General features: G+C 71.0%; 8 protein-coding genes. All 8 read left to right on the top strand.

What is annotated here, in order from left to right; translation table 11 throughout:
• Window positions 1–8: 8 nt before the first annotated feature.
• Entirely contained in the window at window positions 9–2,987 is a 2,979-nt protein-coding gene (locus EJC51_RS44105) for a glycoside hydrolase family 2 TIM barrel-domain containing protein (RefSeq protein ID WP_126276257.1), read from the top strand.
• 67 nt (window positions 2,988–3,054) lie between these two features.
• Window positions 3,055–4,356: an ABC transporter substrate-binding protein gene (locus tag EJC51_RS44100; RefSeq protein ID WP_126276256.1), complete on the top strand. Its 1,302-nt coding sequence runs from the start codon at window positions 3,055–3,057 to the stop codon at window positions 4,354–4,356.
• Window positions 4,357–4,456: 100 nt separating this feature from the next.
• On the top strand, window positions 4,457–5,437 hold the full coding sequence (locus tag EJC51_RS44095) for a carbohydrate ABC transporter permease (RefSeq protein WP_126276255.1): 981 nt from the start codon (window positions 4,457–4,459) through the stop codon (window positions 5,435–5,437).
• Entirely contained in the window at window positions 5,434–6,321 is an 888-nt protein-coding gene (locus EJC51_RS44090) for a carbohydrate ABC transporter permease (protein ID WP_126276254.1), read from the top strand. The genes EJC51_RS44095 and EJC51_RS44090 overlap by 4 nt, the downstream gene beginning before the upstream one ends.
• Before the next feature lie 570 nt (window positions 6,322–6,891).
• The gene (locus EJC51_RS44085; protein ID WP_126276253.1) at window positions 6,892–8,313 is read left to right on the top strand and encodes a non-reducing end alpha-L-arabinofuranosidase family hydrolase; all 1,422 of its coding nucleotides are present in this window, start codon (window positions 6,892–6,894) and stop codon (window positions 8,311–8,313) included.
• Window positions 8,314–8,460: 147 nt separating this feature from the next.
• Entirely contained in the window at window positions 8,461–9,342 is an 882-nt protein-coding gene (locus tag EJC51_RS44080) for a TIGR03619 family F420-dependent LLM class oxidoreductase (protein WP_126276252.1), read from the top strand.
• A 112-nt stretch (window positions 9,343–9,454) separates the two neighbouring features.
• The gene (locus tag EJC51_RS44075; RefSeq protein WP_126276251.1) at window positions 9,455–12,169 is read left to right on the top strand and encodes an ATP-binding protein; all 2,715 of its coding nucleotides are present in this window, start codon (window positions 9,455–9,457) and stop codon (window positions 12,167–12,169) included.
• An 83-nt stretch (window positions 12,170–12,252) separates the two neighbouring features.
• Window positions 12,253–15,039 (top strand): helix-turn-helix transcriptional regulator, encoded by a 2,787-nt coding sequence (locus tag EJC51_RS44070; protein WP_126276250.1) that lies wholly within the window; start codon window positions 12,253–12,255, stop codon window positions 15,037–15,039.
• Window positions 15,040–15,050: the final 11 nt, after the last annotated feature.

The following is a 15,050-nucleotide window of genomic DNA, read 5'->3' as shown; positions in this document are numbered from 1 at the left end:
CTTCACTGATGAACGGCCTCGACCCCCACGCCTACGTCGAAGACCTGTCGCCGGGCACCGGACGGCTGCGGCCGCGCGCCGCGTTCACCACCGACCTGCCCACGATCACGCTCGACGGCGACTGGAGCTTCCGGCTGGCGTCGGGGCTGGACGACCTCACCGGGGACTTCGCCGCGCCGGACTTCGACGACACCGCCTGGGACCTGCTCGCCGTACCGTCCTGCTGGCAGATGACCGGCCTGCCCGGCGAGCCGCGCTACGGCGCCCCGGCCTACACCAACATCCTGTACCCGTTCCCGGTCGACCCGCCGCGGGTGCCCCGTGAGAACCCGACCGGCGAGTACCGCCGCGCGTTCGACGTTCCGGACGGGTTCCCGGCATCGGCCGCGGTGCTCCGGTTCGAGGGTGTCGACTCCGCGTTCGCGGTGTGGCTCAACGGGATCCGGCTCGGCGACGGCAAGGGCAGCCGCCTGACCACCGAGTTCGACGCCTCCGCCGCCCTGCGGCCCGGCCGGAACGTACTCGCCGTCCGCGTGCACCAGTGGTCGTCCGGCAGCTACCTGGAAGACCAGGACATGTGGTGGCTGTCCGGGATCTTCCGCTCGGTGTCCGTGGCCGCCCGCGGTGTCGAGGACTTCTTCGTCCACACCGCCTACGACCACACGACGCGGCAGGGCACCCTGGCCGTCGACGTCACCGCCCCCACTCGGGTGTCCCTGTCGGTGCCCGAGCTCGGCATATCCGCCGCCGATCCGGCCGGCCCGCACGTGATCGACGGCATCGAGCCCTGGTCGGACGAGCGGCCGCGCCTCTACACGGGAGAGCTGGTCTCCGAAGCCGGAGAGCGGATACCGCTGCGCATCGGCTTCCGCACCGTGGCCGTCGTGGACGGCGTCCTGACCGTGAACGGCAGGCCGATCTCCCTGCGGGGCGTCAACCGCCACGAATGGCATCCGCTGACGGGACGGACCCTGACCGAGGACACCATGCTGACCGACGTGCTGCTCATGAAGCAGCACAACATCAACGCCGTACGCACCAGCCACTACCCGCCCGACCACCGTTTCCTGGACCTGTGCGACGAGCACGGCCTGTGGGTGTTCTGCGAGGGCGACCTCGAGACGCACGGCTTCGAACCCGGCGGCTGGCGGCGCAACCCCAGCGACGACCCCGCCTGGCGCGAGGCCTATCTCGACCGGACCGCTCGGCTGGTGGAGCGCGACAAGAACCACCCCTCCGTCGTCGTCTGGTCGCTGGGCAACGAGTCCGGAACCGGAGTCAACCTGGCCGCCGCGGCCGCGTGGATCCGCTGGCGCGACGACAGCCGCCTGATCCACTACGAGGGCGACTTCGCGAGCTGCGCCTACGTCGACCTGTACTCCCGCATGTACATCGGGGTGGACGAACTGGCCGCCGTGGACCGCGGCCAGGAGGCGCCGACGGCCGATCCGGCCGACGACGCACACCGCCGCGCCCTGCCGGCCGTGCTGTGCGAGTACGGCCACGCCATGGGCACCGGACCCGGCGGGCTCTCCGAGTACCAGCAGGTCATCGAGGCGCATCCGCGGCTGGCCGGTGGATTCATCTGGGAGTGGATCGACCACGGGATCACCCGGACCGCCCCGATCAACGGGCAGGAGGAGCCCCGTTCGTACTACGCCTACGGCGGCGACTTCGGCGAGGAGATCCACGACGGCAACTTCGTCGCCGACGGGCTGCTCTTCCCCGACCGCACGCCGTCCCCGGGCCTGGTCGAGTACAAGAAGGTCATCGAACCGGTCCGGATCCACATCGACCCGGCGGCCGGTCAGATCAGCGTGCGCAACCTGCATCACGTCCGCGACAGCGGCTACCTGGACTGCCGGTGGACCGTCGAGGACGGCGGCGAGCCGGTGGGCTCCGGCGGCCTGAGCGTGCCCGCGACCGCCGCGGGCGCGACGACCACCCTCGCATGGCCCGCCGAGGTCACCGCCGCGCTCGACGCGGCGCGCAAGAACGACTCCGGCGACCAGGTGTGGCTGACCGTGACCGCGGTGCTCGCCGCCGACGAGACCTGGGCCGGGGCCGGTCACGAGATCGCCTGGGGCCAGGGCCTGGTCGTGGCCCCGGCCGCCTCGCCCGCCCCCGCCCCGCCGGCGCCGGCGATCGCCCATGGCGGGTACGTCGCACTGGGTCCCGCGCGCTTCGACGCCCGCACCGGGGTGCTGACACGGCTCGGCGACCTGGAGCTCGACGGTCCGATGCTGGACGTCTGGCGGGCCCCGATCGACAACGACCTGCTCAGCGCCTTCGGCGAGGCGCAGATCGGCCCTTGGCTCGCCGCCGGGCTGGACCGGATGCGCCACGATGTCCTGGGTGTCGAGCCCGACGCGTCGGGACTGACGGTCACCGCCCGTCTGGCCGCCGCCGGGTCCTCCTGCGGGCTCGGCGTGGTCTACCGCTGGACGGCCTGCGACACACCGGACGCGGCGGGCCGGACACGGCTCCGACTGGACGCCGTCGTCACCCCCGACGGCCCATGGTCCGTGCCGCTGCCCCGACTGGGGGTCGCGATGTCGCTGCCCGGCACCGACGCCGAAGTCGAATGGTTCGGCCCCGGCCCCGGTGAGGCGTACCGCGACTCCCGCGCCGCGGCTCGCGTCGGCCGCCATCTGTCGACCGTCTCGGCGATGCAGATCCCGCAGGTCCGCCCGCAGGAGAACGGCAACCGCCACCAAGTCCGCCGCGCCAGGATCACCACCCCGGACGGCACCCTGCTCATCTCCGGCGACCCGGTCATCGACCTGACGGTTCGTCCGTGGAGCACCGAAGCCCTGACCGCTGCCTCCCACCAGCACGACTTGGTCCGCGACGGCACGCTCCATCTGCACCTCGATCACGCGCACCACGGTCTGGGCAGCGCGGCCTGCGGCCCGGGGCCGACGGCACCGCACGTCCTGGCCGCGGTCACCACCGCGTTCGGCGTGGAATTCGGCACCGGCCGATAGGCGGGCCTTGCCCGCCCGCCCATCGGCCTTCCAGCAAGTCAGCCCCTGTCACAGAAGGTTTCCTCGCATGGACTACACCACCATACGCACCCGCAGAATCCTGACGTTCGCCACCACGGCACTCCTCGTGGCCGGCCTAGGCGCGTGCAGCAGCGGCTCCGACGACTCGGAGAAGAGCCAGGCCGGGCCGGTGAACATGGAGTTCTGGGGCTGGGCCGGCTACGAGAAGATCGTCGACCAGTGGAACGCCTCCCACCCGAACACCAAGATCACCTTCAAGAAGATCCCGTCGGGCCCCAAGGGCGGCTACACCCAGATCAGCAACGCGCTCACCGCCGGCAAGGGCCCGTGCCTGGCCCAGATCGAGTACCAGAACATCCCGTCGATGCTCGTGAAGAACTCGGTCATGGACGTCACGCAGTACGCGAGCGACGGCATGGACAAGTACATCCCGTCGGCCGTCTCCGCCTCCAGCGTCGGCGGCAAGATCTACGGGGTTCCGGTGGACGTCGGCCCGATGGTCCTCTTCTACCGCAAGGACCTGTTCGCCAAGTACGGCATCAGCAAGCCGCCGGCCACCTGGGCCGAGTACAAGGCCGACGCCGAGAAGGTCACCACCGCCGACCGCAGCGTGAAGTTCGGCACCATACTCGCCGACGCCGGCGGTCTGGCGTCCTTCACCCTCCAGACCGGCCAGTCCTGGTACTCGACCAAGGGAGACAGCTGGACCGTCAGCATCGACAACCCCGGCACCCGCAAGGTCGCCTCGTACTGGCAGGACCTGAAGGACCAGGGCCTGGTGGCGAAGAGCGGCAGCGCCTGGGACCCGCAGTTCAACAAGGCCTCCGAAGCCGGCAAGGTGCTGACGTTCGTCGGCGCGGCCTGGGCCGCCGGCGGTCTGAAGTCGGACCTCCAGAACCTGTCCGGCAAGTGGCGGGTGGCCCCGATGCCGACCTGGGCGGCCGGCGACGGCAAGAGCGCCAGCAGCGGCGGCTCGGCCACCTCGGTGATGACCGGGTGCAAGACGCCCAAGGAAGCAGTGCAGTTCGCCGATTTCCTGTCCAGTGACCCGCAGGCCGTGAAGACGGGCATCCAAGGCGGCCTGTACCCGGCGTCGAAGGCCGGACAGGAAGACCCGTCCCTCACGGGGGGTGACCCGTACTTCGGCGGTCAGAAGGTCGGTGACGTGTACAAGGCCTCCGCCGCGCAGGTGCCCAGCACCTGGACCAACGGCCCGACCTTCCAGCAGGTCGAGACAGACTTCACCGCTGCCATCGGTCAGGGCACCCTGCCGGACGCGGTCACCAAGGTGCAGGCCTCGACGGTCGCCGCGATCAAGAAGCTCGGGCTGTCGGTCACCAACAGCTGAGGCAGCGGAACTCCAGACGCCCCGAGGGATTCCCGCGGCCGCCCGTGTCGAGCGCCGCGGGGACCCGCTCCCTGACGACGAACCGCCCAGCGAGGTTTCCATGAGCAGTCCCAGCAGCATCCGGACCGCGTCACCGCCGCGGCCGGTGCCCGCGGTCACCCGCCGCCTCTCCCCCGCCGGCCGACCGCGGCGCACCGGCCGCCGCAGCGCGTTGACCGCGTCGGGTTTCCTGGCGCCGTTCGCGGTGCTCTTCCTGACCATGATGGTCGCGCCGATCGGCTACGCCATCTACCAGAGCTTCTTCACCGTCCACCGCGCCGGGCTGTTCGGCGGTGCGGCGTCCACGGAGTTCACGGGACTGTCCAACTACGCCGACGCCTTCAGCGACCACGACTTCATGGCGTCGATCGTCCGGGTCGTGCTGCTGGGCTGCGTCCAGGTCCCGGTCATGCTCGGCCTCGCCCTCCTGCTCGCGCTCCTGCTGGACTCCCGCTCGGCCCGGCTGCGGAAGACCTACCGGCTCACGTTCTTCCTGCCCTACGCGCTGCCGGGGGCCATCGCCGCGGTGATGTGGTCCTTCCTCCTGGTGAAAGACCTCTCGCCGTTCACCGGACCGCTGTCCCACATCGGGATCACCACCGACTTCCTGTCGCCGTCGTGGGTTCCGGTCTCGATCGGGAACATGATCACGTGGGGCTGGACCGGCTACAACATGCTGATCATCTACTCCGCGCTCCAGACGATCCCCGCCGAGGTGACAGAGGCCGCCGCGCTCGACGGCTGCACCGGATGGCGCCTGGCGTGGGCGGTGAAGATCCCGCTGGTACGTCCCGCGCTGGTGCTGACCACGGTCTTCTCCATCATCGGAACGGCACAGATGTACACCGAGCCGGCGGTGCTGGTCGGTGCGCGCATCCCGGGCGTCGACCCGAAGTTCACCCCCATCATGAACACGACCCTGGGCATGGACGTGGGCGGCCAGAACCTGGCCGCTGCCGAGTCCGTCGTGCTCGCGCTGATCACTCTCGTGCTCTCGTTCGGGTTTCTCAAGTTCAACCAGCGCAAGGGAGCGATGGAATGAGCGTGATCCGTGCCGACCGGCCGATCCGGCCGACCCGACCGGCCCTTCGCGGCACCGACATCGCGAGCAAGGTCGTCGTCAACGGCGTGCTGGGCCTGATGGCCCTGTACACGCTGATCCCGCTGTGGTGGCTGTTCGTCTCCTCGACCAAGGCCTCGGGCTACCTCTACACGGGTACGCCGCTGTGGTTCTCCCACTTCGACCTGGTCACCAACATCAAAGACGTGTTCAGCTTCGAGGACGGCATCTTCTCCACCTGGCTCGCCAACAGCGCCCTGTACAGCCTCGCCGGCGCCACCGTCGGCACCCTGCTGTCCGCGATGGCCGGCTACGCGCTGTCCAAGTTCAGCTTCCGCGGCCGCGAAAGCGTGTTCAACGTCATCCTCGCCTCGGTTCTCATCCCGGCGCCGATGTTCGCCCTGCCGTTGTTCCTGCTCATGGCCAAGCTGGACATCACCAACTCCTACTGGTCGGTGCTGCTGCCCAGCTGTGTCAGTCCGTTCGGCGTCTACCTGTGCCGGATCTTCGCCGCGGCGTCCATGCCGGACGAACTCCTTGAGGCCGCACGGCTCGACGGAGCAGGCGAACAGCGCACCTTCTTCCGGATCGCCCTGCCGCTGATGTCCCCGGCGCTGGTCACCGTCTTCCTGTTCCAGTTCGTCGGCATCTGGAACAACTACCTGCTGCCCTCACTCATGCTGAACACCCCCTCACTACAGCCCGTCACCGTGGGCCTGGTGCAGTGGCGCTCGGAGTTCGCCAACGGAGTGCCGCCGCTGCTGCCGATCACCGGTGCGTTCCTGTCGCTGATCCCGCTGCTCGTCGCCTTCGTCAGTCTCCAGCGGTTCTGGCGCAAGGGCCTGACCGCGGGCTCCGTCAAGTAACGCACGGAGAGGCACAGACCCGGCCTGATGAGACAGGCCCCCGGAGCACAAGTACGGCTCTGGCGCGGCCGTGGTCTGTGCCTCGCCGGTCGGCGATGGAACCCGTTGTCGTCCAGCACCTTGCCGCTGCGCACCGACACCAGCCGGTCACAGGCATCGCCCTCGACCGTCGCGGGGTTGTTCATGAAGGGGGTTCTCCTTGCAGGCCGTTCACGAGGTCCGCGGATCCGGGCGGCGGAGCTGGCCGGTTCCGCCCCCTTGTCGTCACAGGCCACGCCAAGGGTTGCCGCGCGCAGGGAACTTTCTTTTCCCCAGGTCCCCGACATGCCAGGGCGGTTGGGGAGCCCGGAGGTGTGACCCCTCCGCGGCGCAAGCCCCGTAAAAGTTGCTGGTCGCGAATCCTGTGCGAAGTATTGACGCCGCCCGCAGGTTCTCCCATGATCCCGTCTGCTCGATATTCCGATCCCCATTCGGGATATCGAACGCACGCCAGGGTCGCACCACGTCGGCAGTCACCCAGCCTCCGACAGCGCCCGCCAGAACCACCTACTCGAGGATGATGAGGTCCCCATGCGCAGACGTGGTTCCAGCCGCAGACGGCTGTTTGCGATGTTTGCAGTCCCCGTTGCGGTCATGGCCTCGTTGGCGGCGATGCTCGTCGCCACCCCGGCTCAGGCCGCAACCACCAGCGCCGTGCGAGGCGTTGCCTCCGGCCGATGTCTCGATGTGTCGGGGGCCGCCCAGAGCGACGGCACCAACGTGCAGATCTGGGACTGCAATGGCGGCACCAACCAGCAGTGGACGCTGACCGACAGCAGCCAGCTGACCGTGTACGGCAACAAGTGCCTCGACGTACCCGGCCACGCCACCACGGCCGGCACCCGGCCGGTGATCTGGTCCTGCAACGGCGGGACCAACCAGCAGTGGCGGGTCAACTCCGACGGCACGATCGTCGCCGTGGAGTCCGGGCTGTGCCTGGACGTGTCGGGCGGCGCCACCGCCAACGGCACGGCGGTACAGCTCTGGAACTGCAGCGGCGGCAACAACCAGAAGTGGACCGGCCTGTCCGGCTCGTCCAACTCGTGCTCTCTGCCGTCGACGTACCGGTGGAGCTCGACCGGCCCGCTGGCGCAGCCGGCCAACGGGTGGCTCTCGCTGAAGGACTTCACCACCACGACGTACAACGGCAAGCACCTCGTCTACGCGACCTACTCCGACGGCAACTGGCACTCGATGGGCTTCGCCCCCTTCACCAACTGGTCGGACATGTCCACGACCACCCAGACCGCGATGAACTCGTCCGCGGTGGCGCCCCAGGTGTTCTACTTCGCGCCCAAGAACATCTGGGTGATGGCCTCTCTGGGGTGGGGTACCGCCTGGCCCTTCACCTACCGCACGTCCAGCGACCCCACCAACCCCAACGGCTGGTCCGCGCCGCAGGCGCTGTTCACCGGCAGCCTCCCCAGCGGCGGCCCGATCGACCCGACCCTGATCGCCGACGACCAGAACATGTACCTGTTCTTCGCCAACGACAAGGGCGGCATCTTCAAGTCGACCCTGCCGCTCGGGAACTTCCCGGGCAGCTTCGGCTCGTCGTACACCACGGTCATGACCGACACGGAGAAGAACCTGTTCGAGGCGCCGCAGGTCTACAAGGTCCAGGGCCAGAACCAGTACCTCATGATCGTCGAGGCTCGGGGGGTGAACGAGGACCGCTTCTTCCGTTCGTTCACGGCCACCAGCCTGAACGGCCCGTGGACCCCGCAGGCCGCCACCGAGTCCAACCCCTTCGCGGGCAAGGCCAACAGCGGTGCCACCTGGACCAACAGCATCAGTCACGGTGACCTGGTCCGCAACAACCCCGACCAGACCATGACCATCGACCCCTGCAACCTCCAGTTCCTCTACCAGGGCCTGGACCCCAACACACCGTCGGGCACCGCCTACGAGAAGCTGCCGTACCGGCCGGGCCTGCTCACCCTGCAGCGCTAGCGCCGACCCCCTGATCCACGGAACCCCAGCCGCACACCGGCTGGGGTTCCGTCGGGATGAAACAGGGGCCGTGCCGGAGTTGGGTGTGTCGACAGGGCGGTCGCCGATCGCCGTGTCGCCATCGGACCGCCGTCGAAAGGCAATCCCATGCCCCTGCGCCTCGGTGTTTCCCTTCAGCCGCGCTGGCCGGTCGACGACGGAGCCGCCGTGCTCCGCGCCGCACGCCATGCCGAAGACCTGGGCTTCGATCACGTCGCGGTCGGCAACCGCCTGTTGGACAGCGGTTTCGGCCTCGACACGGATCCGCTGGTGCTGCTCTCGGCCGTGGCGGGGGCGACGACGCGCCTGCGGCTGCTGACGTCCGTGCTCGTCGCGCCGTTCTACCCGGCGGTGGTGCTCGCCAACCAGGCGGCCACGCTGGATGTCGTGTCCGGAGGCCGCTTGCTCCTGGGCGTCGGCACCGGCTGGAATCCCGACGAATTCGCCGCCGTCGGTGTACCCGCCCGTGAGCGTGGTGCGCGTACCGACGACCACCTCGCCGCGGCCAAGGCCCTGTGGGCGCAGCGCCCCGCGGACTTCGACGGGCCGTTCACCACCCTGCGCCGAGCGCGGTTGGGAGTGCCTCCGGTCACCGCCGGCGGTCCGCCCGTGTGGGTCGGCGGACACAGTGACGCCGCCCTGCGCCGGGCGCTGCGTTTCGGTGACGGCTGGTACGGCACAGGTGTCGACGCCGCGGAGGTCACCGACGTGCGGCGCCGCCTGAGTGACCTCGGCGGCGCGAAGGACGCCGACCGGCTGACGCTCGCTTCGGCCGTATTCCTCACTCCCCCTGGTGTCCCCGCGGTGACAACGCCACCGGGACGGCCGCTCGGCGGCACCACTCCCAGCGCGGCGAGTGTCGCCGACGACCTGGGGCGGCTCGCCGAAGCAGGGCTCACCGCCTGCACCTTGTGGCTGCCCATCGCGGCTGAACACGTCGAGAAGGCCATGGAGTGGGTCGCCTCCGAGGTGGCGCCGCAACTCACCTGACGCCGGAAGCGGAGCCGTCGCGGCCCGGGCCGTTCTTCAGATCGTCGGACGCGGCACAGTACCCTGACCGTCGACCAGGCCGGGTCCGGCGACCCGGTCTGATGGGGGGAACGTGGAGCTCATCGGTCGGGACGATCAGTTGCAGCTGCTGCGCCGGCTGCTGGCCGAACCGCGCGGCCACGGAGCCGCGGTGCTCGTCCGGGGGGCGCCCGGCATCGGGAAGACGGCGCTGCTCACCCGGACCGCCGTCCTCGCCGAGGAACTCGGCTACCAGGTCCTGCGGACCAGCGGTGCCGAAGCCGAGAGCGACATCGCCTACGCCGGTCTACAGCTCGTCCTGCGGCCACTCGCCACCGGAGCCGCCGACCTCGCCGCATCGGACCGGCAGGCACTGGACGCCGCTCTCGGACACGCCGAGACCGGTGTCCCCGACGTCTGCTTGGTCGGTCTGGCGGTGCTCAACCTCCTGGCCGACGCCGCCGCGACCGCACCGGTGCTGGTCCTGATCGACGATGCCCAGTGGCTCGACGACGCCACCGCCAGTGTCCTTGCCTTCGTGGCGCGAAGGGTCGGCACGGAGCCGGTGGTCCTGGTGGGTGCCGCCCGCGACGGCTACCGGTCACGGCTCAACTCCGACGAACTCACCTCCGTATCCCTCAGTCCGCTCACGGACGCCCAGGCCACGCAGCTTTTGGCGGACCATGCACCACAGCTGCGGCCGACCGCGCATCGCCGCCTGCTGGCGGAGGCGGCCGGGAATCCTCTGGCGCTGACCGAACTCTCCCGCACCCTGGGCGCGTCGGCCGATCCGCACGTGTCCCAGCTGCCGCTCACCGAGCGCCTCGAACGGGCCTTCACCGACCGGCTGGAATCCCTTCCCGAGATCACCCGCAGTCTGCTGCGGATCGCGGCGCTCAACGACAGCCCGTCGCTCCCCGAGATCTACCGCGCGGCCCGGCAGCTGACCGGCAGGGCAGCGGGAACCGCGGAACTCGACCCGGCCGTACACGCCCGGCTCGTCCAGGTCGTGGGCGCGGAGCTGCGCTTCGGGCATCCGCTGATGCGGTCGGCGATCCACCAGACCATGCCCGCCGAGGTGCGCCAGGCCGCTCACGCCGCGCTCGCCGCCGCACTCCACGAACAGCCGGACCGGCAGTTGCGGCACCGGGCCGCCGCGGCCGACGACCCGGACGAGAGCGTCGCCGTGGCGTTGGAGGACGCGGCTCACCGGGCCGCACACCGTGGCGGCATCGCGGCCGCCGTCACCACCCTCGAACAGGCGGCCGCGCTCAGCGAGGACACCGAGCGCCGGACCGAACGGCTGTTGCGTGCCGCCGACTTCGCCGTCGAACTCGGCCGGCCCGAGACGGTGAACCGGCTGCTGGACCAGGCGCTCACCGGGCCGCTGTCGCGGCGGCAGCACGCCAGGGTCGTCTGGCTGCGCGGCAGCTTCGACGAGGGGCTGCACAGCCACGCCTCGGGCACCCACTCGCTGGTGGCCCTCGCCCAGGAGATGGCCGCGGAGGACCGTGAACTGGCGCTGCGGATCCTGTGGAGTGCCGCGCAGTTGTGCTTCTGGTCCGAACCCGGCCCGGCGGGGCGCCGCACGGTCCTGCGGGCCGTGGAGCGCATGGGCCTCGACGAACTCGACCCGTGGCGCCTGGCCATCTGCGCCTACGCCGCACCGGTCGAACGCGGCACGTTCGTCCTGGAACGGGCCCGGCGCGTCGCCCTGAAGGAGGGCGACGACGGCCGCGCCTACCGGATGCTCAGCACCGCCTCGCTCCTTGTCGGCGGTTTCGATCTGGCTCGGGCGTTCTCGGCGGCCGGCGGCGTGCCGCTGCGCGCCCAGGGACGCCTGGGGCTGCTGGCCCGGACGGTGGGCGCGGACGCGTGGAGCGCTCTCGTGGTCGGCGATCTCGGCGCGGCGATCACCGCGACGGAGGAGGCGCGACGGCTGGCGCGCGAAACCAGCCAGACGACGATGTACGCGTTGATGACCGCCACCGCGGCCAAGCTGGCCGCCCTGCGCGGTGAGGAGGATGCCGCCTCGGCGCTGGCCGAGGAGGCGGAGAGGATCGGGCTGCCGGTCGGGGCCCGCCCGGTGCTGGCTACCGCGTCGATGGCCCGCGGACTGGCCGCGCTCGGCGCGGGCCGGTTCGAGGAGGCCTTGGGACATTTCCGCCGACTGCACGATCCGGCCGACCCCGCCTACCAGGTCGCCCTGCGGCTGACGGTCGTGGGCGACCTGGTCGACGCGGCCACGCGCTGCGGGCGGCTGGAGACCGTGCTCGGTGTCGTGACGGAACTGGAGGAGGTCGCCACGGTGACCTCCGCGCCGGTCCTGCACGCCGAACTGCGCCTGGTCCGGGCGCTGTTGGCCGCCGACGAGGACGCCGACCCGCTCTTCCGGGGCGCGTTGAGCGCCGATCTCGGCGCCTGGCCCCTGATCAGGGCCCGTACGCATCTGGCGTACGGCGAATGGCTGCGGCGCCGACGGCGCAGTGTCGAGTCCCGCGACCATCTCCGGGCCGCCCGGGACATGTTCGACGCACTCGGCGCGATCCCCTGGGGTGAGCGGGCCCGCCGCGAGCTGCGGGCCTCGGGTGAGACCAGCCGCCGCCGCGCCCCGGACGCCCGGGACCGGCTGACCGCCCATGAACTCCAGATCGTCCAGCTCGCCGCCGACGGTCTGACCAACCGCGAGATAGGCCAGCGGCTCTACCTGTCGCACCGGACCGTCAGCTCACATCTCCACCGCATCTTCCCCAAACTGGGCGTGGTCTCGCGCGCCGAGCTGCGCACGGTGGTCGGCTCACTGCGCTGACCACCGTCACATGACGCTCGCCACCGCCCGCGCGGCGTTCCTAGCGTTGCCCCGTCAGCACATCGACAGGGGGGGATCGGTTCATGGCGTGGAACGACGTCCACCGTGCATCTGGGCCACCGATGGTCGGCCGCCACACCGAACGCGCGGCCATCGGCCGTCTGCTCGACGCCGTGCGCGACGGCCTCGGCGCCGTCCTCGTGCTGAGCGGCGAGGCCGGGATCGGCAAGACCCGGCTGCTGGAGTACGCCGCTGAACAGGCCACGGAACTCCACGTGATCCGCCTGATCCCGGTCGAGGCCGAGACCGGTCTCGGCTTCAGCGCACTGCACCGGTTGCTACGGCCGTTCCTGAACCGGGCGGACCGGCTGCCCGGGCCACAGCGGGCCGCGCTGGACGCGGCCCTGGGCGTGGTGTCGGGGCCGCCCGCGGACCGCTATCTGGTCGGACTGGCGACACTGACGCTGCTGTCGGACGCCGCCGCCGAGCAGCCGCTGTTGTTGCTGGTGGACGACGCTCACTGGCTGGACCGCGAGTCGGCCGAGGCGCTCGCCTTCACCGCGCGCCGCCTGCATGCCGACTCCCTGGGCGTGGTCATCGCTCTGAGGGACGGACCCGAGGACAACGGACTGTTCGAGGCACTGAGCGCGCACCGCGTGACCGGTCTGCCGGAGACGGAAGCCAAGGCCCTGCTCTCCTTCGCCACCCGCCGGGTGGACACGGCGGTGGCCGAGCGCATCGTCGTCGGCACCGGCGGCAATCCGCTCGCCCTGCTGGAGCTGACCGACGCCCTCGCCACCGAACAGCTCGCCGGAATCGCGCCGTTGCCCGATCCCCTGCCGGTCAGCCGGCTGCTCGAAGGCCATTTCCGACGCCTGGTCCACGCCATGCCGCCCGACACCACGACCCTGTTGCTGCTCCTCGCCACGGTCCCGGCGGGCGACACGGCGACGGTGTGGCGGGCCGCCGGACGGCTGGGGCTGTCGGCCCGCGCCGTGCAGCCGGCGATCGCCGCCGGCATCCTCGGCCGCGACACGCCACCGGCCTTCCGCCATCCCCTGATCCGCTCGACGCTGTACGCCGGAGCCCGGCCGGAGGAGCTGCGCCGGGCGCACGCGGCACTCGCCGCGGCCTGCGACCCCGTACACGACGCCGACCGCCGCGCCTGGCACCGGGCCGAGGCCACCGAGGGCCTGGACGACGCCGTCGCCGACGCGCTCGAAGCGGTTTCCGAGCGGGCCCGCTCCCGCGGCGGCTACTCCCAGCAAGCCCTGTTCCTGTCCCGCGCCGCGGCCTTCACCAAGGCCCCCACCACACGAGCCGAGCGGCTGCTCGACGCGGCGCAGGCGCATCTGATGTCCGGCGACCCGGCGGCGGCGCAGACCGCGCTGGATCTCGCGGCCTACGACATCCGCGGCCCGGTGCTGGGCGCACGCGAGCTGCGCATCCGGGCGACCGTACAGATGTTCAGGATCGCCGTGGCCGACGTCCCCGCGATGCTCATGGACGCGGTGACCAGGCTCGGCCCCCAGGACCCGGGGCTGTCCTGGGAACTGCTCTGCGAGGCCCTCCACGCCGTGCTGGTCGCCCACGACTGCACGCACGGCACCTCGCCCGCCGAGGTCGCGGCGGCCGCCGTCGCCGCGCGGCAGCACACCGCGGACGCCTCCGTGGACGGCCGCGCGCTTCTGATGGAGGCATTGGCCCGCCGCGTGGCCGACGGCTACGAAAGCGGCGCGCCCGCACTGCGCACCGCACTGAACGGGTTGCGGCGCGGCGGCGCGATCGGGGACGCGAACAGTCCCTTCGCGGTGATGCTGGCCATGGCCTGCGACGATCTGTGGGAGGTCCAGGCCGGCCGTGACCTCGCCGACCGCCTGGCGTCGGCCGACCGCGGCACCGGCGCACTGTACGCGCTGGGCATGACGCTGCTCGTCCAGGCGCACTACGACCTCTTGGACGGGCGCTTCAGGGAGGCGGAGGTCCGCTACGCCGAGTTCGACGACATCGCCGCCGACACCGGCTTCCCCGGCGGCGGGGACATCAACCGCCTCCACCTGTTCGCCCTGACCGGCCGGCAGGAGGAGCTGCGCTCGGCGGTGCGGCGGACCGCGGAGATGCGGAGCCTTGGCCACGGCGTGCTCCACCTCCTGGCGCAGCAGGCCCTGACCCTGTTCGAGCTGGGCCAGGGCCGCTACCGGCAGGCGCTGAAGCACGCCCGGACGGTCTTCGAGCAGGACTCACCGGCCTGTGGCAACCTCATCCTGACGCCCCTGGTCGAGGCCTGTGTCCGTACCGGCGACCGAGCCGGCGCGAGCGAAGCCCTGACCCGGCTGGAGGAACGCGCCCCGCTCGCCGCCACCCCGTGGGCCCTGGGCAGCCTGGCCCTGGGCCGGGCTCTGACAGCCGACGGCGACGACGCGGAGAAGCTCTACCAGGAGTCGCTCGACCTACTCGATCAGAGTCCCCTGGCCCTGGAACGAGCCCGCGCGCGACTCCTGTTCGGCGAGTGGCTGCGCCGCGGCAAGCGGCGCTCGGACGCAAGGACGCAGTTGCGTGCCGCGTACGAGAGCTTCGACGCCTTCGGTGCCCTGCCGTACGCCGAGCGTGCCCGGCTCGAACTGCTCGCCACCGGCGCGACGGCCCGCAGGAGGTCCGACGAGACCCGGTTCGATCTCACCCCGCGGGAACGGCAGGTGGCCTCCATGGCCGCCGCCGGGCTGACCAACGCGGAGATCGCGACCAGGTTGTTCGTCACGGCGTCGACCGTCGAGTTCCACCTCAGCAGGGTCTTCCGCAAGCTCGGCATCACCTCCCGCAAGCGGATCCCCCACGCGATCGGCGAACAGGGCCCGGCGACCGAAGGCTGACTCTCCCTCAG

This window comes from Streptomyces aquilus (genome assembly GCF_003955715.1).
GTDB classification, from domain to species: domain Bacteria; phylum Actinomycetota; class Actinomycetes; order Streptomycetales; family Streptomycetaceae; genus Streptomyces; species Streptomyces aquilus.
Note: the sequence above shows the minus strand (reverse complement) of the source record. Positions and strands in the feature narration are given on the sequence as shown.